Origin of the sequence: Buttiauxella sp. S19-1, assembly GCF_022134725.1 — a bacterium.
Lineage (GTDB): Bacteria > Pseudomonadota > Gammaproteobacteria > Enterobacterales > Enterobacteriaceae > Buttiauxella > Buttiauxella ferragutiae.
Map to the genome: position 1 here is coordinate 36576 of NZ_JAHWLU010000015.1, position 20302 is coordinate 56877.

Annotated in this window: 18 protein-coding genes; 6 read left to right on the top strand and 12 right to left on the bottom strand. The window is 47.2% G+C overall.

From position 1 onward, the window contains the following. Window positions 1–45 precede the first annotated feature (45 nt). The 3 genes from MES37_RS05845 to MES37_RS05855 all read left to right on the top strand — a co-directional run bounded on the left by MES37_RS05845 (window position 46) and on the right by MES37_RS05855 (window position 4245). A complete protein-coding gene (locus MES37_RS05845; RefSeq protein WP_237930463.1) occupies window positions 46–1818 on the top strand; it encodes a terminase ATPase subunit family protein in 1773 nt (590 codons plus the stop codon). Next, window positions 1818–2852 (top strand): phage portal protein, encoded by a 1035-nt coding sequence (locus tag MES37_RS05850; protein WP_237930466.1) that lies wholly within the window; start codon window positions 1818–1820, stop codon window positions 2850–2852. Before MES37_RS05845 ends, MES37_RS05850 begins: the two co-directional genes overlap by 1 nt. Window positions 2853–3261: 409 nt before the next feature. After that, window positions 3262–4245 (top strand): DNA cytosine methyltransferase, encoded by a 984-nt coding sequence (locus tag MES37_RS05855; RefSeq protein WP_237930468.1) that lies wholly within the window; start codon window positions 3262–3264, stop codon window positions 4243–4245. Between the two features lie 19 nt (window positions 4246–4264). On the opposite strand, the gene MES37_RS05860 is transcribed toward MES37_RS05855, so the two are convergent. The 9 genes from MES37_RS05860 to MES37_RS05900 form a co-directional block, all read right to left on the bottom strand. Then, window positions 4265–5212 carry a hypothetical protein gene (locus tag MES37_RS05860; RefSeq protein WP_237930470.1) on the bottom strand — a complete coding sequence of 316 codons (948 nt, stop codon included), beginning with the start codon at window positions 5210–5212 and terminating at the stop codon, window positions 4265–4267. A gap of 2 nt (window positions 5213–5214) precedes the next feature. Further along, the gene (locus MES37_RS05865; RefSeq protein ID WP_237930479.1) at window positions 5215–6393 is read right to left on the bottom strand and encodes a hypothetical protein; all 1179 of its coding nucleotides are present in this window, start codon (window positions 6391–6393) and stop codon (window positions 5215–5217) included. A gap of 298 nt (window positions 6394–6691) precedes the next feature. Further along, window positions 6692–8779, bottom strand: coding sequence for a replication endonuclease (locus tag MES37_RS05870; RefSeq protein WP_237930562.1), 2088 nt, complete (start codon window positions 8777–8779; stop codon window positions 6692–6694). Beyond that, complete coding sequence (locus tag MES37_RS05875) at window positions 8769–9044, bottom strand: DUF5405 family protein (protein WP_237930488.1); 276 nt, start codon at window positions 9042–9044, stop codon at window positions 8769–8771. The genes MES37_RS05870 and MES37_RS05875 overlap by 11 nt, the downstream gene beginning before the upstream one ends. Window positions 9045–9046: 2 nt before the next feature. Further along, window positions 9047–9337 carry a DUF5405 family protein gene (locus MES37_RS05880; RefSeq protein ID WP_121815256.1) on the bottom strand — a complete coding sequence of 97 codons (291 nt, stop codon included), beginning with the start codon at window positions 9335–9337 and terminating at the stop codon, window positions 9047–9049. Continuing rightward, window positions 9334–9570, bottom strand: a complete 237-nt coding sequence (locus MES37_RS05885; protein ID WP_237930497.1) for a DUF2732 family protein — start codon at window positions 9568–9570, stop codon at window positions 9334–9336. The genes MES37_RS05880 and MES37_RS05885 overlap by 4 nt, the downstream gene beginning before the upstream one ends. 66 nt (window positions 9571–9636) lie before the next feature. Beyond that, a complete protein-coding gene (locus MES37_RS05890) occupies window positions 9637–10137 on the bottom strand; it encodes a replication protein B (protein ID WP_237930499.1) in 501 nt (166 codons plus the stop codon). Next, window positions 10134–10313 carry a hypothetical protein gene (locus MES37_RS05895; RefSeq protein WP_237930501.1) on the bottom strand — a complete coding sequence of 60 codons (180 nt, stop codon included), beginning with the start codon at window positions 10311–10313 and terminating at the stop codon, window positions 10134–10136. Before MES37_RS05895 ends, MES37_RS05890 begins: the two co-directional genes overlap by 4 nt. Before the next feature lie 10 nt (window positions 10314–10323). Next, entirely contained in the window at window positions 10324–10602 is a 279-nt protein-coding gene (locus MES37_RS05900) for a regulatory phage cox family protein (RefSeq protein ID WP_121815252.1), read from the bottom strand. Between the two features lie 143 nt (window positions 10603–10745). On the opposite strand from MES37_RS05900, the gene MES37_RS05905 reads away from it, so the two are divergent. Further along, window positions 10746–11045 carry a helix-turn-helix domain-containing protein gene (locus MES37_RS05905; RefSeq protein ID WP_237930503.1) on the top strand — a complete coding sequence of 100 codons (300 nt, stop codon included), beginning with the start codon at window positions 10746–10748 and terminating at the stop codon, window positions 11043–11045. Between the two features lie 115 nt (window positions 11046–11160). Next, window positions 11161–12174, top strand: coding sequence for a phage integrase (locus MES37_RS05910; RefSeq protein ID WP_237930513.1), 1014 nt, complete (start codon window positions 11161–11163; stop codon window positions 12172–12174). 220 nt (window positions 12175–12394) lie between these two features. On the opposite strand, the gene MES37_RS05915 is transcribed toward MES37_RS05910, so the two are convergent. After that, window positions 12395–14764 carry a diguanylate cyclase gene (locus MES37_RS05915; protein ID WP_133521899.1) on the bottom strand — a complete coding sequence of 790 codons (2370 nt, stop codon included), beginning with the start codon at window positions 14762–14764 and terminating at the stop codon, window positions 12395–12397. Between the two features lie 247 nt (window positions 14765–15011). Then, window positions 15012–17156, bottom strand: a complete 2145-nt coding sequence (locus MES37_RS05920) for an autotransporter domain-containing protein (protein ID WP_237930532.1) — start codon at window positions 17154–17156, stop codon at window positions 15012–15014. A gap of 886 nt (window positions 17157–18042) precedes the next feature. Here MES37_RS05920 and yegS point away from each other — a divergent pair. Next, entirely contained in the window at window positions 18043–18942 is a 900-nt protein-coding gene (yegS, locus tag MES37_RS05925) for a lipid kinase YegS (RefSeq protein ID WP_064545154.1), read from the top strand. Window positions 18943–19017: 75 nt separating this feature from the next. Here the strand turns inward: yegS and fbaB are convergent, their stop codons facing one another. Beyond that, the gene (gene fbaB / locus MES37_RS05930; protein WP_237930542.1) at window positions 19018–20070 is read right to left on the bottom strand and encodes a class I fructose-bisphosphate aldolase; all 1053 of its coding nucleotides are present in this window, start codon (window positions 20068–20070) and stop codon (window positions 19018–19020) included. Window positions 20071–20302: the final 232 nt, after the last annotated feature.

A 20302-nucleotide genomic window follows, 5' to 3' on the forward strand; every position in this document is an offset into this window, starting at 1 on the left:
CCCCGCTTCAGTAGCCTTGCCTCTGTCGAATAACGCGAGGCAAACATGACCATCACCACCGATACCTCCATTCTTAAAGATCCACGACGACAGGCGTCACTGCTCTACTGGCAGGGGTTTTCCGTGCCACAGATTGCCGAAATGCTCGGACAGAAACGCCCGACAGTGCAGAGCTGGAAACAGCGCGACGGCTGGGACGGCATCGCGCCGATCACCCGAGTCGAAAACAGCCTCGAAGCACGATTAATTCAGCTGATTACCAAGCCGAAAAAAGACGGCGGCGACTTCAAAGAAATCGACCTGTTAGGCCGACAGATTGAGCGGCTGGCGCGGGTGAATCGCTATAACCAGACCGGCAGTGAGGCCGATTTAAATCCCAACGTGGCGAACCGCAATAAAGGCGTGCGTAAGAAGCCGAAAAAGAACTATTTCAGCGACGAGGCTATCGAAAAGCTTGAGGAGATTTTCTTTGCCGAATCCTTTGAGTATCAGCTCGGCTGGCATCAGGCGGGACTGCAACACCGTATCCGCAATATCCTCAAATCCCGCCAGATTGGCGCAACATTTTATTTCTCGCGTGAATCGCTGTTACGCGCCCTGAAAACCGGCCATAACCAGATTTTCCTCTCAGCGTCCAAGACGCAGGCGTATGTGTTCCGCGAGTACATCATCCAGTTTGCGCGCCTGGTCGATGTCGACCTGACCGGTGACCCGATTGTCATTGGCAACAACGGGGCAAAACTGATTTTCCTCGGCACCAATTCCAACACCGCACAGAGCCATAACGGTGACCTGCTGGTCGATGAGATTTTCTGGATACCCAACTTTCAGAAGCTGCGCAAAGTGGCATCGGGAATGGCATCACAACAGCACCTGCGCTCGACCTATTTCTCGACCCCGTCGACGCTGGCGCATGGTGCGTACCCGTTCTGGTCAGGCGAGCTGTTTAACAAAGGCCGGTCGGATAAAAGCGAGTGTGTTGACCTTGATATCAGCCACACGGCGTTAAAAAACGGCATGGCCTGCGCCGATGGTCAGTGGCGGCAGATTGTCACCATCGAGGATGCGCTCGCCGGTGGCTGCGACCTGTTTAACCTCGACACGCTAAAGCGCGAAAACAGCGCCGAGGATTTCCGCAATTTGTTCATGTGTGAATTTGTCGACGACAAAGCGTCGGTGTTTCCGTTCGAGGAGCTGCAACGCTGCATGGTCGACAGTATGGAAGCCTGGGCGGATGACTGGCAGCCGTTCGCCACACGCCCGTTTGGTTATCGCCCGGTGTGGATTGGTTACGACCCGTCACACACCGGCGACAGTGCCGGATGCGTGGTGCTGGCTCCGCCAGTGGTTGCCGGGGGGAAATTCCGCATTCTGGAGCGTCACCAGTGGAAGGGGATGGACTTTGCCACCCAGGCCGAATCCATCAAAAAGCTGACAGAAAAATACCACGTCGAATATATCGGCATCGATGCGACCGGCATCGGTCAAGGTGTTTACCAGCTCGTCAGAGCCTTCTACCCGGCAGCGCGTGAAATCCGCTACAGCCCCGAGGTGAAAACCGCGATGGTGCTCAAAGCCAAAGACACGATTGCGCGCGGATGCCTGGAGTACGACGTGAGTTACACCGATATCACCGCCTCGTTTATGGCTATCCGTAAAACCATGACCAGCAGCGGACGCAGTGCCACCTATGACGCCAGCCGCAGCGAAGAAGCCAGCCACGCCGATGTCGCGTGGGCAACCATGCACGCCCTGTTAAATGAGCCATTAACTGCCGGTAGCGGCAACGCATCAACCTCAATTCTGGAGTTCAACTAATGGCGAAGAAACGCAAACATCACGCAGCAAAAAATACCATCACACCACCGGCTGCGGCACCGCAAAAAATGGAAGCCTTCACCTTTGGTGAGCCGTCGCCGGTGCTCGATCGCCGTGACATTCTGGATTACACCGAGTGCGTCGGGAACGGCAAATGGTTTGAGCCGCCGGTGAGTTTTACCGGGCTGGCTAAAACGCTGCGCGCCGCCGTGCACCACAGCTCACCGATTTATGTGAAACGCAATATTCTGGCCTCGACCTTTATCCCGCACCCGCTGTTATCGCAGCAGGATTTCAGCCGCTTCGCGCTGGATTTTCTGGTGTTCGGCAATGCGTTTCTGGAAAAGCGCATGAGTGTCACCGGCAAGTTGTTACGGCTGGAAACCTCACCGGCCAAATACACCCGCAAGGGGACGAACGAGGACGCTTACTGGTTTGTGCAGTCGTTTGTCACCCCGCATGAGTTCGCGCCTGGCTCCGTATTCCACCTGCTGGAACCGGATATCAACCAGGAGCTTTACGGCCTGCCGGAATACCTCAGCGCCCTTAATTCAGCCTGGCTGAATGAATCGGCAACGCTTTTCCGTCGCAAGTATTACCAGAACGGCGCGCACGCCGGTTACATCATGTATGTGACGGACGCCGCACAAAGCAGCACCGACGTGGAAGCCCTGCGCGAAGCGATGCGCAGTTCAAAGGGACTGGGGAACTTCAAGAACCTGTTTTTCTATGCACCTAATGGCAAACCGGACGGGATTAAAATCGTGCCGCTCAGCGAAGTGGCGACCAAAGACGATTTCTTTAACATCAAGAAAGCCAGTGCCGAGGACTTAATGAGCGCACACCGCGTACCACCGCAGATGATGGGGGTTATCCCTAACAATACCGGTGGTTTCGGTGACGTAGTGAAGGCCGCACAGGTGTTTGTGCGTAACGAGCTGACGCCGCTGCAGGAGAGAATTAAAGAGGTAAACGAATGGATTGGTGCCGAGGTGATCCGCTTTAAACCTTACGAGCTGACACCCGCCGAATAACTTCCGATTGCAGCCGCTGATATAGCGGCTTTTTTACACCCTCGCCTCACGTCCTCAGACGCGCTACACGGTGCGTACACCGCCAACCACACCCAAGCGAAACGGCATACCCAAAAACACCATCACGATGTGCTCAGGCGCAAATTAAATAAAATAAATACCACGCCAGCGCGCAATGCTATCCCCGCCACGCCTGCCCGCTTCATGGGTCGGTTTTAATGCAGGTGTCTTTATGAGAATTCATACCATCAGGTCTGGTCATTCATTTCAAAATCAGGAAAAAAATCCCATGCGTTTTCATGCACTGAAATGCATTATTTTTTGGAAACATAACTGGCTCAATGAGTGACTGGGTGTAGGCAGTCGCCATGTAAGAAGTTATACTCTCCGCATTATTTGGGGAGAGAACATGCCTAAAGCAGTATCACTATTCTCGGGCTGCGGTGGTTCAGACGCAGGCCTGGTTAAAGCAGGATTTGATGTCGTTATGGCTAACGATATTTTGCCATATGCCAAAGAGGTTTATCTTGCGAATCAACCAGAAACAGAATATCTAGTCCAAGACATTAGAAAGATAGAAACTTTCCCGGAGGCTGATTTACTGGTGGGTTGTTACCCTTGCCAGGGCTTTAGCCAAGGCGGTGTACGGAAAGCAGACAGAACAATTAATTATTTATATAAAGAGTTCGCAAGAGCCTTAACATATATTAAGCCTAAAGCATTCATTGTAGAGAATGTTTCTGGTATGCGTAATAGTACTTTCCAGCATTTACTTGATGACCAGTTGTCTCGTTTTTCAAATGCCACTGGCATCGGTTACAACGTTGTGTGGAAAATACTTAAAGCTCATCACTACGGAGTACCACAGGAAAGAAAAAGACTAATTATCGTTGGTATCCGTAACGATTTTAATATTGAGTATAATTTCCCCTCACCAACACATGGTGAAGATACAAACTCACCTTTAATCACAATTCAAGAAGCATTGAAAGATCTTCCCACTTGGCCAACAGGTGAATTTTGTGATGATATTTTCCATTGGTATTATCTTTCTCGTAATCGCCGTCGTGACTGGAGTGAAGTAAGCAAAACAATTGTTAGCAATATGCGGCACATTCCATTACATCCCATTAGTCCAGAACTTCGTAAAGTTGACACTGATAAATGGGAGTTTGTTTCTGACTTACCAGCACGTCGTTTCTCGTACAGAGAAGCTGCTATTCTTCAGGGCTTTAGCCGAGAATATACTAAACATGGTAAAGATTTATTGTTCCCAGAAGCCCCCCATCTAAGTCAAGCTAGCTTAATGAAAGAGCGTTATAAGGTTGTGGGAAATGCAGTGCCACCACCTCTCTTTGAGGCGGTGGTTAGAAACATACCTGATATTTGGTAAAATATGAGCCCAAAAGGGCTCATTTGCTATTCTTACATAAATCAATTAATCCGTTCAAATCATGAGGCATATCTAAAAATTCGCTTTTAAATTTTTCATAAGCAATTGTCAGACGAACCCGATCAAACACCACTCCTGCCTCAGAACTAGCCTCTCTCATCATTTCATTTACAAGTATATAAGGCGTTGAAAAAACTTTTATACATTTTGTAAATGTCAAAGGATGAAACCAAGGATTAAGCTTTGCAATCTTAATATCATTAAATTTTGTTGGCCAATCATTACCGCACGCGCATTGCCCTAGTGCAAAAAGACGACCATCTCTCTCATCAAGAAAATCAACCCACGAAACAAAATCTACTCCGCAATCCTTGATGCGAATAGCATCTTCATCTTTAAGACCATGTTGCACCTTCCATGACCACTCGATGGTATTACTTGAAATTGATTTATTAAGTTTCTCGGCTAATTCTTTATAACTTTTTGGATTGCCATCAGAACGTGGCCACCCAGTATGTAAGTGTTTAGCATGAGAACTGAAAAACTTAGTGAATAATTTTCCAGCCATTAATTCAAAGTAGCGCGGTAATTTTACATTATCACCACTAGTTAAATTATTTGCCAACGACACACATAGACAAAAAAGATAAACAGGAGAAGGGTTTTCTTTTAAAGTGAGATGATTTCCTTGATACTCAAAAGGATAGAAATCTTTTAAAATATCTTGCCGCCACTGGATATGTTCAGCAACCTGACCAACTAATTCATCTTTTCCTTGGTCCTCGCGCATCCATTCTTCATCTGAAAAATTCTCGAGCTCATCCATCTCGTCATAAATAGTTCCTGCTATTTTATCATCTTCAATAGCTGAATCTATTGCAGCATTCATATCAAGTAAAGCATTAAACTCCGCTTGATCTGCATCACTCGAAAATCGCTGTAATTTAGAACGCAATCCATAGCTCACAGTTAGAATCCTTCTTCATTGTCACCGTTAATTGCATTTGTCACAGCAGTTTTGAAAGTTCTAAATTGTTTACCTATTTGGTCGACATAATTCAATAAATCTACAGCACCATCTCTAGATAAATCTTCTCGACCTAAACGGCTAATACACTCGTCTAATCTACTTCTAATCTCAAGCATAAGACCTGTTAAGCGCTCTTCGATTGGCTGAGTTAAATCAGATATTTCTGCTACATCCTTACCTTGTTTGAGTAACGATACTTTTTCAGGAGAAGCAACCACTTCGGCAAGAATACCTAGATTTCGCGAATCACGTACCTGAGAATTTTGGCCTTTATTTTTATTACCGAACATGGCCGTCATTAATAACTTCGCATTGTCCAGCTTCTGTACATCTATAGGGTCAGGTATGGTTGGATCATCTGCTAATCCTACAAAATCCTGTACTGATTTGTAGCCTAACAGGGTATAAACCCAAGAGAAAGGATAACTAGTATTGCTTCCCCGGCCCTTTTTTACACTATCTTCTTTATTATACTTACCAGTGGACTCCATTTGCTTTATAAAATGATAACCAGCGAGAAGGCGCTTTATCGTACTATTTCTATCGCCAATCATTGTCGATATGTCATTAACACTCATATCGCCATCTTTAATGGTCCTTGCTATCCACGCAGCTTTCGCATAAGAGTCCCAATCCTTGGTTGAAACAATGTGTCGAACACCTAGATAGGATATTAATGATTTTTTATCAACTTCATCCCCATCCTCAAAAATAATGGCAGGAATTGGATCTATTTTCGGGGAGCCATGCTGTTTATATTTATCAATATATTGTTGATGTAAGCTTGATTGATCTCTAGCCCTATCATCCCCTTTTAAGATTAAACATGCAGCCAGACGGCGGTTGCCCTCCATAACAGTATATTTATCTTTTCCTATTTTTTTGACAACCATTGGCTCGGCGGAAAAATAACCATTAACAGCAATAGAGCTTATTACATCTGTAACACCATAGTTTTTTACAATATTATTAAGCACGTCGATTTGAGTATCAGACGAAGAGGACTCCTCACCAAATCGTGGGTTTTCCACATCAAGTAACAAGTGTTCTAGTTCGAGTTCGGTTACAGCCTTACGACCAAGCTTTTCTTCAATTACTGAGGTTTTATTGCTTGCCATTATCTCCTACTCCTTCCCTTGACTTGCTTCATACGAGACCGGCGGTTATCCGGGGATTAATTATGATGATCTTTTTTACCATAAAAATTACTTTTCTCAAAGAGATGCCCGGAGCTAATTATCACTACAATTATCAATAATTTCCTTATAAATCAATGCAATGAGAAGAGGTTATTTTAAAACTATCGCTTGTAGAAAATTCATAATGAGTGCCATCGTAGCTCATTAGAACAAGTCAAAACTTTACGTTTAGGATAGAACTTCATTCCTACTTCTTCCTCCTTCGTACCGAAACAGCCTAACCATGTACTTTCATCGGATCGCAACAACTTTGTGATTGCTTCACTTTCGAAGTTTGCTCTCGAGGCACCGCTTTAACGTCGGCATCGCTCCCACTAACCTCACCACTATCAAGAAGATTTAACAGCGATGCGGCCTGCTCAAATGCTTTGGGTAGCACATCAGCCTCACTATTCAAACCACCCAACCCACAGTTATTGACAGGACTCCGAGTCGCGGCAGAGCCGCTCTTTAAGGTCAAAAGATTAAGGTCAACGTCAACGGCTTTAGCAACGATACGCCATTGAGTTGTACGCGTGACATGAACATTGTCAGAGCCAAGATGCGGGGCGAAGATGCCCACAACCTTCTGCACCTCCTCGTCATACGCATTAAGCTCGTCAGCCACCTTACGGGCGACACGGACGGTTTGTGCGTCACGTGGGACGTTTGCCCCACCCTGTGCGGCAATGTACAAATCAAAATCACCGCCGTCGGCTGCGGCTCTGACATCTTCGACTCGCTCATCAAGCTCACTGGCGATACTCACGCCACGTGGTAATTTACGCAGCTCGCGATAAGCGCCCATTGTCGGCACACCAATCGGTTTAAATTGAGGGATGCGCCATGTGGACGCCCAGGCATTAACTGCGGCTGCGGTATCTTTTAACGGTTTGCCTGTGTCTTTATCCAGTTCGCCATCCAGCGCGTAACCGTCGATATTCTTCGCAATGTATTTTGCGATATAACCCGCCGCCCCACCTTTGTTGAGGTGCTTACATTCAAAGCGATTTTTGGCCGCCCCGCGCTCATCACCATCTTCTTTTAAAGAGTAACGACTCATGATCCCGATAACCTGCTGACGCTGGTCGGGCTGGCAGAAAAGCATCATGTGCCAGTGCGGTGTGCCGTCATGGTGAGGCTCGACGACGCGCATGCCATACACATTAAGGCCATTGTCTTTGAATGCGGTGCGCATCTTGCTCCAGATGTCACACAGATAGCGCTGACCCTCTTTTGGGCTGTAGGCTTCATCGTTCCATTTATGGTTAAGCTGGACGGTTTTATCCGCACCAGTGACGCGTGTAGGATGATATTTGGATGGAGTAGTGATGGTAATAAACATTCCGACATCACCTTTGCTGGAGGCGTAACGCTCAATTCCCGCAATGGTGTTCATTAATTCCATGCGGCGGATTTCAGGGTTAGAAATGCTTTTAAGCACCTTATCAATCAGGTCGATCCGCTCGCCGGTTTCCACGTTCTCCAGTTCGCGGCTTTTCAGATATTCCAGATTAGCCAGGCGACGCGCATGTACATCACGAATGGCTTGTTTACTGGCGTAAGGTGAACGTTTCTTACTGACCTCACCGACTGCAATTAACAGCGCTTCATTCCAGCGGGTGCGCTGTGCTTTAAACTGCCCCACCCACCAGTCATCGGTAATCAGACGGAACACCGCTGAAAATGCTTCACGTACTGTGAGTTTTCCTTTGCGATACTTTTTCCAGTGCAGTGGCGTAACGTTGAATGCGCGGGCTGCCCCCGCAATTTCACCGTAGAGCCAGGATTGCGCCTCATCAGTAAACAGCACTTCCTTTTTATCGCCCTCATGTTCACTGGCGTAGCTGTCGCTGAGTTCTTCGTATGCACTGAATAACTGAGCCGCTATCCGACCCGCGAACTTCTCCAGCGCTTTATCGTTCATACCCGGCAGCTGTGAATAAGCATCCTGTTCGGACAGAAAACGCATCGAGGCGGCAGTGTTCATCCGGTGATTGAGATTGACGCGTTCAATGCGCGGCCATAAGCGCCGTTTAAAGGTGGAGGTCAGGAATCGCAGAGCATCAAGCTGGCTTGAGTGGCGTTTAAGCCAGTAATAACGGTTACTGAATTTGGTACCGAGGGTATGAGGAAGCGTATTAATATCAGCTAAAACCGCTTGCACCTGACGGTGTTCGTCACGTGTAAGAGGTCTGTCATAGGGATCTCGCGAGATAGCCTCGCGCGGAGCGTTCCAAGGATAGGCACCGACGAATGACTTGCCGGTGCTTTGAATCAGAGGTGTTGCAGAAGGAGCTGTATGCCCCTGCTCATTACTGTGCATTGGCTTTAAAAGCGTTTTCACATACTTGTTCAATGCGCGCAATTTCTGCGGTCATTGCTTCAATCGAATCGACAGCAGAGGTCTGGATATGATGGTGGATCAGGCCGGATACGAGCTGGTTAATTTTCGGGTAATAACCGATAGTATCTAACCATTCTTTGCCTGCCATTTTCCCTGTTTTCGCTATCTTTTTTTCCTGCAAAATAAACTGATACTGATCGCTGGTAATGACCCATTTATCGCCAACCTGAATATGGACAGACATATTTAACCCTCAACATTATTGATTTTATTCATGGCGGTCTGACACAGCTCGCCACAGTGATTTATCTCTTTTAAAAGTTCGTTGGTGTTATTGACTCGTTTCAGAAAAATAGCCCGTTTGACCATCAGGTTAATCAGGTCGGAAATCAGCTTTAACTCACTGGAATAAATGGCGACCGTTGGATAAGAAACCGCACCGGTATCCTTATCGTGTTTAACATCAGCCAGAACAAATGAGCCATTCAGCTTAGTGACCGAATACCAGTTTTTGACGATGACCCGACGGTTACTCACAGGCCAGCCCCTCGCTGATAACTCAGACCTGATTCATGCAACTTCCGCGATTCCTGGTGAAGTAGTTCCACAATCTCAACACCAGACAGTTCGTTGTTTGTGATATGACGGATTAGCCCGTCAATGTGTGACGAGTACTTAACAGCCGCATCAGCCTTGCCTTCCGCTCGAGCCTGAGTGAGAAGTGAATTTAATTGTTCGGTGTTACGTTGGTGATTAATTCTTACGGCCACAATCCCTGACTCCAGATAATAAAAAGCCACACACAGTGAAGTGCGTTAATTTTTTCCGTACATTAATTAATGGAGATATTGTTCAGGTTTAACTGCTGTCAATATTACTGGCGTGTATTCAAATAAATTAAACAGCTCGCGCATTGCCCGTATGAGAGCATCCCGCCAATGACATTGTTCGTTTTCGATATACCAGTACGGTTGATTAAATTCATCTTCTGTCAGCCCGGCATGCAAAAACAACGTGCGTCGCTGGCTCACGGTCAGGCGACCAATGAATCCTGCTTTGCTCACGCCTAAAGCTCGCTGTTTTGTGAATGCGCCGCGCAGTTCATCAATGGCGCAGACAATACGCTCACGATCACAATCGTTCATTTCTTCCAGACGCATGACAGAATGGCGTTGTTTTAACTGAGCGTGAAAGCAAACTGTGAGGCGTTCACGTTCCAGCATGTCATTGTAGAAATTACAGGATTCAACCCAGCGAGGTTTTGCCAGGTGTTTAGCGACCAGACCACGCAGGCCAGAAGGTTGATTTTTCACTACTGCAAATGTCATGACTGTCATTTAAATAGTCTCCCTGCCACTTTCAGGCAACGCTGAAAAGCACCGGCAACGTTATAACGACGCGGCTGACGAATGATTACGCCTTTACGTCCTTTGCCGTGGGTAATAGTGAAATCCATCGGGCGCATTGCCTGATGGTTGTGCAGGAGTTGAGCAATACATCGTGGTTCCGTCATCACATTCCCCTCAGCTCATCGGCTCGCCTAAACCCAGCCACATTAACCACCCTTCCCTGATTTCTTTTGGGCGGCTCTCATACGCCATTTTCATCCCATTATTCCAGGCTGGTAGGTAGATCCAATACTCACCAGCACGACCAGTGCAAGATTGCGGATCTGTCATTTCAACTACTGGAAGCTTTCCTCTCTCTATCATTTTCTTTACTGCTGATACCGGCTTCCCAATAAGCCGAGCGAACTCTTGATAAGGTACGGCATCCGAGGCGCTTACAACCTGTTTGCTCATCTGCTACGATTCTCCGTTTACGTTATTAGTCGTCTAAAATCGCTAATAGTCACCATGAGTAGTTGCTTAATCGACTCACTAAGCACCCGATTTCGCAAAGATTACTCCGTTATCGTTTTATTATCAACAATGGACTTAAATCTATGACACTACCTATCCATGAAAAGCTTGCTATCTTGCGTGAGTCAGAAAGACTTAATCGAAGACAATTCAGTGAGTTAACAGGAATTCCCTATAGTTCAATGTCTAGCTATGAGAAAGGGGTTAAAGATATGGGAATACAGGCAGTAATGAAGATATTGCAACACCCGCAGTTTAATAAATATACGATGTGGTTCATTACCGACCAAATAAATCCAGAATCCGGGCAGATTGCACCGGCACTCGCACACTTTGGGCAAGGAATAACAACCTCACCCCACTCAGAGCAAAAAACTGGATAACCATTTATCATCGATACATACATTCGAAATGTATGTTATTGGCAGATAAATACCCTAAGTACAGACGTAAAGAATTACGAGCAAAAAGCAAACATACCACTCGGAGGGTTTTCTGATGACAATCAAGAAACTCGATGATGGTCGATGGGAAGTGGACATAAGACCTGCTGGTCGCGACGGAAAGCGTATCCGCAGGAAGTTTGAAAAGAAAAGTGAGGCAGTTGCATTTGAAAAACACACTCAATACAACCACCACAATAAAGAATGGCTGTCGAAGCCAACAGACAAACGACGTCTGTCACAACTAACCCAAGTGTGGTGGAAGTTAAAAGGACAGCATGAGGATTATGGTAAATCGTATCTTAGTAAGATTGAACTCTTTACCAAGATAACCGAAGACCCATGTGCGTTTCAGATTACTAAATCGTTAATCAGCCAGTACAGCACTGTGCGTAGGAGCTTGGGTATTAAACCTGCAAGTATTAATCGCGACCTGACTTGTTTGAGCGGAATGTTTACAGCGCTCATTGATGCTGAATTATTCAATGGTGAACATCCGTTCAGAGGCATGAAGCGGCTCAAAGAGCAGCAACCGGAAACTGGGTATCTGACGCAGGATGAAATCGTGCTTTTGTTATCAAGGTTGCAAGGTGATAACAAGAAGATCGCAGTACTCTGCCTGAGCACTGGAGCAAGATGGGGTGAGGCTGCGAAATTAAAAGCCGAGCACATCATCCAGAATCGTGTGACGTTCGTTAAGACGAAAACAAACAGGCCGCGCACAGTTCCGGTATCAAAAGAAGTAGCCGAACTGATTAGCTGTAACAAGCGAGGGTTCCTGTTTTTGGATGCGTCTTATACACAGTTCAGAAGAACCCTTAAAGAAGTGAAACCCGATTTACCATCTGGTCAAGCAACCCACGCACTTCGGCACAGCTTTGCAACTCACTTTATGATCAACGGGGGAAGTATTATTACGTTGCAACGAATACTAGGGCATTCGCGAATAGAGCAAACCATGACCTATGCTCACTTTGCACCCGAGTACCTGCAAGATGCAGTGATGCGAAATCCATTACACGGTGGAACTGACGTGAAAAACGTCCACGCAGTGTCCACAGAAGAGTAGCTTTACGGGGCTTTCAGGGGGCTTGAGTATCTCGCAAACCCGCATTCTACCGCTGAAAGCCCGTATTAGCGGCAAAGAAAAAGGCCCTTGCGCAGGCCTTCTTTTTTGTACTTATCCCGTTTGAGGTGCTTTTTACATCCAGTAGATTGGTTGCTCGTGACGCAGTGTGCCATCGCAAAAGCAACGGCACTCTTCAATGCTGTTCCCCCAGGCGTCAGGGCTAATGAAGACTATTGCACTGAAGTCCTCGGCGCATGACATATTCTGTATCCGGGGTCGGCTTACAAAACACTTCCACTGCATTGCTGCCACTCTTTTTGGCACGGTACATGGCTTCGTCACCAGAATGCAGTAAATCGCGAGCGTTATCTGCCAGGTCTGGGTACATCACCACACCGATACTTGATGAAATATCCAGCTCCACACCATCGTCCATGATGAAAGGTTTTTCAAGAAAGGCACGGATTTTCTCAGCCACCAAAACAGCATCTTCTGTGTTGCTAACATCAGGCAGGAGGATAACGAATTCATCGCCGCCGATGCGCGTGGCAATATCAGACGCTCGTAGAACAGCCTGTATCCGGCTCGCAACCTGCATCAGTAACCAATCGCCGGCATTGTGCCCATACTGATCGTTGACCACCTTGAACTTATCCAAATCAATAAACAGCAGTGACAACTTGCGCTTTTCCCGCTGGGCGAGCGCAAGCATTTGCCCAAGCCGCTCTTCCATCATCCGCCGATTGGGCAAACCGGTCAGCGGATCGACAAACGCCATGTTGCGGATGGCTTCCTCCGCAGCTTTACGCTCTGTGATATCCATCATGACGCCCACTACACCCGCCACTTCGCTGTTGCTGTCGTGGAATACTGCCTTGCTAAACACCCCGTCCCGACATGATCCATCGCGATGCACTATCCTCGCTTCATAGGCCATAGAACCTGGATGATCTAACAGAGCGATGTCTGCCTCGACAAAGACCTGAGCCACTTCCTGAGGCCAGAGATCGAAAGCGTTTTTGCCCAGGACTTCTTCGGGTGATTTTCCTTTGAGTTCTTCGAACGCCCTGTTACACATCAGATAGCGTCCGGCACAGTCTTTAGCGAATACCGGGTTAGGGATTGCGTTGATGAGGGTTTGCGCAAACAGTAATTGGTTGGCGAGTTCTTCACGAACCTGAGCCAGTGCTTTCTCCGCCGTCTTACGCTTGGTGATGTTCCGCGAGCTGCCCACTGCGTGGGTCGGTTTTCCTGCGTAGTCCAGCATGATAGTCGCCGCTGCCTCGATAGGGACACAATGCCCTTCCCTGTGCAAGACCTCTGTCTCAATATGGATGAAACGGCCCGTCATATCACCGTCATTAACGCGCTGAAAATGCTCCGCCAGTACATCTCGACACTGCCTGAATGAGTCCGGTGACATCGAGGCAGCCAGACAGTGACTGGACAATTCTTCCTGCTTCCAGCCACGCAATCTCTCCACTGAAGGGCTGATATAGCTGTACTGCATCGAGGGGTATTGCATCACCCAGACCACATCGTTACTGTTTTCTGCTATCAGGCGATAGAGTACCTGGCTTTCATGCAATGCCTCGGCCAGACGCGAACGCTCGATGACCATTTGCGCGAGCCGGGCGTAGTCTTCTAGCAGGGCAAGGTCATGGATATCCGGTACTGCTGGCGCTCGTTTATACAGGGTGAAGACTCCGAGGATTTCCCCTTCATTGTTTTTGATAGGCTGAGCCCAGGATGCACGCATTCCGAGGTCGAGCGCTTTTTCACGCTTTTCGGCCCAGCATGGATGTGTTGCCACATCCTCCGCAATGACTGTTTCTCCACGAAGAACGGCTGTCACAGCAGACCCGAATCCTTCCAATATTGGGAGACACTTTGTCGCGCTTAACCACGCCTCAGACAAATCAGGTGCGGAACATCCTCTCAGCTCTCGGCCATCGTCAGAAACTAACAATACAGCTCCCTGCATGCCGGGACGATACTCATTGATAATACTCACCATGGTGTCCAGTACTCTGGACAGTGGAGCATTCTGACTCAGTTGCTCCAGCACCTGATTGTTCAGCCACAGAATATGGTTACGTGCAGACAATTCACGGGTGCGTTCCCTGGCCAGTTCCTCGAGCTTGCGGTTTTGCTCTCGCATTGCAATCAATGGGTAAATTTCGTCTTGCTGACCTGAACTGTACGGAATAGAGATACCGCTATGCGCAATTTTCCAGTCATCATTTTCTAGTCGGAAAATCAATACCAGCCGGGCCGTTTCGTTCGACAAAATTTGATCAACAATGGGCAAATGAATATGGAAGAAGGCTGTGACCACCACCACATCGTCACTGACATCCTGGAAAGAAAGATCCAGCGTTTCGATGCGCAGACGTTCGGGTATTTGTGCGAAATCCTGGCGGGTTATTTCCACCCACTCATCCGAGTTTTTGACCAGAAAATCACCGCTGCCGGTGTAGCCACTGAAATTGTTACTGAACCGCGTGGTTAGGCGTTCATCGCGTGCTGCGTACATCTCGATGTACTCGTTGTACAACGATCGGATAAGTTCCTGGCGGTCTTGCTGCATTTGCGGCCCATCATAATTATTATTGTATGGGTCAGAACCCTACCTCAATGAGATAGGGTGAGCTTTGATCTTATACAACATCAGTTATAATTCAGACCTGTTATCATTCACCCAAATTATCAATACCATCACTCAGAAGAAGATGAAGCACCACTTTGGCATGTTCAGATGCAGTAGGTGTAATAGTGCGGGCTCCCACAAAGCCGCAGATACTGCGACAGCATCTGCAGCTTGCAGGGTATTAACATTACCAGTGGTAGGAATAACTCAACCCAACCTGCATACCGTCGTTCTGATAATCAGTCGTCTGGTAGCCGACATTCCCGCGCAGGGTTGAATTAGGGGTGATGTAATAATTTACGCCGACTTGTGCATAAGGCTTAACGCTTTGGCTATCGCCACGGTCGTAAATAGAATCCGCATCGTTGACATACTGAATCAAGCCGGTGAACGCATCACGTTTATGATGAAGCTTAATATCAGCACCGACACCCGCATCTAATTCGACAGACTCAGTGAGCTGATGATTCATATCAACACCTAACTGAAGATCGAAGTTTTCATTGCCCATGCGCCCATAAGTAGCAGGGAAATCAATATTATCTTGTTCAGTGTAACCGGCACGAGAAACCTTATGATATTTCAGCGCAGCCAGTGGGGTTACGCGTGTTTGTTCGTTGAGAACAATACCGTAACTGGCGGTTAAGCTGGCGTAATAACCTTTAATTTTAGAATTCCCTTTGCCCGCTTCTGTCCCATATTGAGCGGCACGGCTAATTTCCAGTCCTTGTTGTAAGAAGGCCGCTGAAATTTCCGAACTGAAGCCGACGTTATCTTTATTTTCCTGGTAACGTAACCACGTCCCCACGCCAGGTTGGTTATTCCCGCTGGTTTTATAACCTTCGACCAGATTAGTATGATTGGCTAAATTCAGTGACCCACCCATCGTCCAGTTTTCTGCCGGGAAACGGAATGAACCAAACAGACCTGTCGCAATACGGTTATTTTGGTGAACGTCATCATACTGGGTAAATAAACCTACGCAGTGGTCACTATCGCCCATCTGGCAACGGCTTTCAGCCAGGTTATATAACGCGGTCTGATAGAGATCGAGAATCTTATAGCCGTTTTCTGCCATTTTGTTGATTGACTGGCGTGTTTTATTGATATCAATTGGGTCTGATACCAAGGGCACTGTCGGCTCACGCGGATCAATCGGTACAATCGGGTCAACTGGTTTTGATGGTTGAGTGCGATCACCCGTGTCCGGCGGAACAATTGGGTCAACTGGCTTCTGCGGGTCAACCGGATCAACTGGTTTCGGTGGATCAACTGGGTCTACCGGTTTTGGTGGGTCAATCGGGTCAACGGGCTTCTGTGGTTCAACGGGTTTAGACGGCTCAAGTGGCGTCATACCTGTGGAATAGTGTAATTTCCACAGCACTGCGCTCGTTTCATTGTTGTTCGTTTCTACATATCCGGCAACCACTTTGCCATCATCAGAAATCGCCTCGGCGCTGGACTCGCCACCATTCAGGCTTTTATCCAGAGGGCTTAGCTCGAACATTTTGTTCGCGCTTGAGACATAGACAAATCCGCGCTGATTATCATCTTCATTCCATGAAGAACCGACAATAAATTCGCCATCATGTGAAACCGCAGATGCAGATGAAAAACCGGTATTGTCTTTTTTCAGGGTACCCAGATCTTTCATGCCTTCGGCATCAGTATGACGAAATGCATGCATCTCATCATTGTCATCATCTGAATAACCCACCGTCACCAGGCCATTTGAAGAAACGGCATTGGCAGCGGATGAACCATCATTATTTTTACGCAAAGAACCTAATGAAACAGCACCTTTAGCATCAGTATATTTAAATGCCTGAGCTTCATTGTTGATTAACGCTCGGCCGACAATAACACTGCCATCGTAGTTGATGCCGTTGGCACTAGAAGGACCGGAATTGCTGTTAGTTAAAAATGAAAGCCCTTCAACTTCTGAAAAACGGTAGGCGTGTTGGTCTGCCAAACCAACAATGGTTTTACCATCACCAGATACCGCAAGAGCAGAAACTTCCTTAAGGCTTTTATCTTTACCTACAATGGTGACGTTACCCGTGACCAGGTTATATACATAGGCTTCTGACTCAGTGGCTTGAGCATCATTAAAGTAACCCGTCGCAACTTCACCGTTATCGGAAATCCCGGTGATATAAACATCACGACCATCGTTATTCAATACTGAGATATCAATATCCTGACCATTTTTTTTGATAAATGAACGGTAAACCTGGTCAGATATTTCATAGGTACCACCGATCACACTACCATCAGAAGATATTGCCGTACCTTGCCCGACATTTTTTAAAACCTCGAGTTCATAATCCATTGTTGAAGCAGCATAAGAAATCGAGATATTAGAAACGATTAAAGATGCCAGCAATGACAATTTAAAATTGTTAGGTTTATTTAATTTCATAATTAAATTTATTACTTCCAGTAATTATAATATCCATGAAGTACAGGATACTTCTTAAGAAGAAGTACCAGTAGCGAGGTCACTTGTCATGACACGTATCTATATTGGGGGCGAAATATAATGCAACATAAGTTAAATTGACAAGATAATTGTGATAATTTTCGTCGAAAAATAAGAGCGCGCGACTCTTAAAAATCATTAAAAATTGATTACTGGAAATATTAAAACAATTCAAACACTGACATTATGTTACTGAAAAACATGACATAGATCACATTTTTTAGGCTCATTTTCAGCCTCATTCACGCTCGTTTTTCCCTGCCGAAGCGTTTGCCTGCGTGGTTACCGATCTAAGAAAAATTCTTAGTGAATTATAGCAATTTAAAACCATTTAAAAGATAAAAAAACCAACTCAAATGCAATTCAGTCGCATTTACATCCAAAAATCAACATAACACCAACTTCATCAACTGGTCTGATAACCCTGTTTTTAGTGTTGATGTTAGCTCGATACACCAGGGTTTTACACGCATTCAACGCAGATGAACCACCGTTATGCAGGCACGACTTTATCTGCCCATTAATTAATAGTGATATTGTTCAGGTTTAATTACGGGAAATATTGTTGACGTAATTCAAATAAATTAACTCGTGAAAAGTACAACATCCTATTAAAAATAAAATCTCTGCCAAGGAACTTCTTTTTTGCTTAACTCCACAGACTCAGCCTGTTCTTACTCGTCATTGCCACAGATAAGATACACTCTGAACTCAACCACATTTCCAGAGGTGTACCATGGAGCAGTTTCCAGTCACGCTTATTATCCTGAACGGCAAAGGTGCGGAAAACGACATCTTGCGTAGCGCCGTGAAGGTCATGCGCGAAGAAGGATATACGTTACATATTCGCGTCACCTGGGAAAAAGGGGATGCGATTCGTTATGTGGAAGAAGCATCGCGCATAGGCGCGGATACCGTGGTTGCGGGCGGTGGCGATGGCACGATAAACGAAGTGGCGACGGCGCTGGCACAACTTGCTCCGGAACATCGTCCGGTGCTAGGCATTCTCCCGCTAGGCACCGCCAATGATTTTGCCACCAGCGTCGGCATTCCTCAGGAACTCGACAAAGCTTTGCAGTTGGCGATTGTCGGTAAAGGTGTCGATATCGACCTGGTGCAGGTTAACGAGTCTTACTTCTTTATTAATATGGCGACCGGTGGTTTTGGCACGCGTATCACCACTGAAACACCAGAAAAACTAAAAGCCGCCCTGGGTGGTATCGCCTATTTTGTTCATGGTTTGATTCGCCTGGACACGCTCAAACCTGACCGCTGCGAAATTCGTGGGGAAGGTTTTGAATGGCAAGGTGATGCGCTGGTGATCGGTATCGGCAATGGCCGCCAGGCGGGCGGTGGGCAGGAACTTTGCCCGCAGGCATTGATTAATGATGGTTTGTTAGAGTTGCGGATTTTCACTGGCGAAGAGTTGCTGCCAGCAATTTTTAAAACTCTCACGCAATCAGACGACAACCCCAATATTATTGATGGGCGTTCATCCTGGTTTGAGATAACCGCCCCGCACGACATTACCTTTAACCTTGATGGCGAGCCGTTGACCAGCCAGAAATTCCGCATTGATATCCATCCCAATGCGCTCAGTTGCCGCCTGCCACCAAACTGCCCGCTGCTGGGTTAACTCCCGGATGAGTGCCCTCACCCTAATCCTCTCCCACAGGCGCTGGAGCTAGCCTTCAGGGAGAGGGGCAATAAATCAGGCGATAGTCACTTTGCCATCCAGATAAACATCCTGAACCGCATTAATTAACTTCACGCCCTCAGACATAGATTTCTTAAAAGCTTTGCGCCCCAGAATCAGCCCCATGCCGCCTGCGCGTTTGTTAATTACCGCAGTGCGCACCGCGTCAGAAAGATCGGTTTCACCACCCGCGGCACCGCCGGAGTTTATCAGCCCGGCGCGGCCCATATAGCAGTTCGCCAGTTGATAACGCACCAGATCGATCGGGTTATCGCTAGTCAGTTTGGTGTAAACACGGTCGTCGGTATAACCAAAGTTCACCGCCTTGTAGCCGCCGTTATTTTCCGCCATCTTCTGTTTCACAATATCCGCGCCAATTGTGGCCGCCAGATGGTTCGCCTGTCCGGTGAGATCAGCACTAACGTGGTAATCCACGCCATCTTTTTTAAAATCTGGGTTACGCAGATACGCCCACAGCACAGTAACCAGCCCCAGTTCATGCGCACGTTCAAACGCCACCGAGATCTCTTCAATCTGGCGGCGTGATTCCGGCGAACCAAAGTAAATAGTCGCACCGACCGCCACCGCGCCCATATTGAACGCCTGCTCGACGCTGGCGTACAACGTCTGGTCAAAGGTATTCGGGTAACTCAGCGTTTCGTTGTGGTTCAGCTTGACGAGGAAAGGAATGCGGTGCGCGTAGCGGCGCGACACAGAGGCCAGCACGCCATAGGTTGAGGCAACACAATTACAGCCCGCTTCAATCGCCAGCTCAACAATGTTTTTGGGATCAAAATAGAGTGGATTGGCCGCAAACGATGCCCCAGCAGAGTGTTCCACACCCTGATCGACAGGTAAAATAGACAGGTAACCGGTGCCTGCCAGCCGCCCGGTGTTATACAGCGTCTGCATATTACGGAGCACCGCAGGCGGGCGGTTGTTATCCACCATCACGCGGTCTACATAATCCGAGCCAGGCAGAGACAACTGGTCTGCCGGAATAGTCATACAACGATGCTGTAACAAGCCGTCGGCATCTTTGCCAAGCAACTGCGCAATATCAGTCATAATACGCTCCCGTTATTTCAGCGAGCGCCCTGCCCGCTGTTGATGAATAGTCCTGCTAAAAAACAAGCAGACCTAATCCTGGTCGTGAGTGGCGTTCTTCGCCACTCCAGGAGCACTTTTGGTTGGTTTTGGGTTGTATAGTCTGGTAAACACGGATGCGTTTTTTTGCCACACCGATCATATAATCAACACAAAGGTATTTAAAAGGTATTATTGATTGGTATGGTTATGG

Bases quoted from the DNA above. Each gene is read 5' to 3' on its own strand.
- fbaB (WP_237930542.1), bottom strand. From the start codon at position 20,070: ATGACTGATATTGCGCAGTTGCTTGGCAAAGATGCCGACGGCTTGTTA.
- MES37_RS05900 (WP_121815252.1), bottom strand. From the start codon at position 10,602: ATGAGCAAACAGGTTGTAAGCGCCTCGGATGCCGTACCTTATCAAGAG.
- MES37_RS05920 (WP_237930532.1), bottom strand. From the start codon at position 17,156: ATGGATTATGAACTCGAGGTTTTAAAAAATGTCGGGCAAGGTACGGCA.
- MES37_RS05910 (WP_237930513.1), top strand. From the start codon at position 11,161: ATGACAATCAAGAAACTCGATGATGGTCGATGGGAAGTGGACATAAGA.
- MES37_RS05855 (WP_237930468.1), top strand. From the start codon at position 3,262: ATGCCTAAAGCAGTATCACTATTCTCGGGCTGCGGTGGTTCAGACGCA.
- MES37_RS05875 (WP_237930488.1), bottom strand. From the start codon at position 9,044: ATGTCTGTCCATATTCAGGTTGGCGATAAATGGGTCATTACCAGCGAT.
- MES37_RS05870 (WP_237930562.1), bottom strand. From the start codon at position 8,779: ATGCACAGTAATGAGCAGGGGCATACAGCTCCTTCTGCAACACCTCTG.
- MES37_RS05865 (WP_237930479.1), bottom strand. From the start codon at position 6,393: ATGGCAAGCAATAAAACCTCAGTAATTGAAGAAAAGCTTGGTCGTAAG.
- yegS (WP_064545154.1), top strand. From the start codon at position 18,043: ATGGAGCAGTTTCCAGTCACGCTTATTATCCTGAACGGCAAAGGTGCG.
- MES37_RS05895 (WP_237930501.1), bottom strand. From the start codon at position 10,313: ATGACGGAACCACGATGTATTGCTCAACTCCTGCACAACCATCAGGCA.
- MES37_RS05845 (WP_237930463.1), top strand. From the start codon at position 46: ATGACCATCACCACCGATACCTCCATTCTTAAAGATCCACGACGACAG.
- MES37_RS05850 (WP_237930466.1), top strand. From the start codon at position 1,818: ATGGCGAAGAAACGCAAACATCACGCAGCAAAAAATACCATCACACCA.
- MES37_RS05905 (WP_237930503.1), top strand. From the start codon at position 10,746: ATGACACTACCTATCCATGAAAAGCTTGCTATCTTGCGTGAGTCAGAA.
- MES37_RS05915 (WP_133521899.1), bottom strand. From the start codon at position 14,764: ATGCAGCAAGACCGCCAGGAACTTATCCGATCGTTGTACAACGAGTAC.
- MES37_RS05890 (WP_237930499.1), bottom strand. From the start codon at position 10,137: ATGACAGTCATGACATTTGCAGTAGTGAAAAATCAACCTTCTGGCCTG.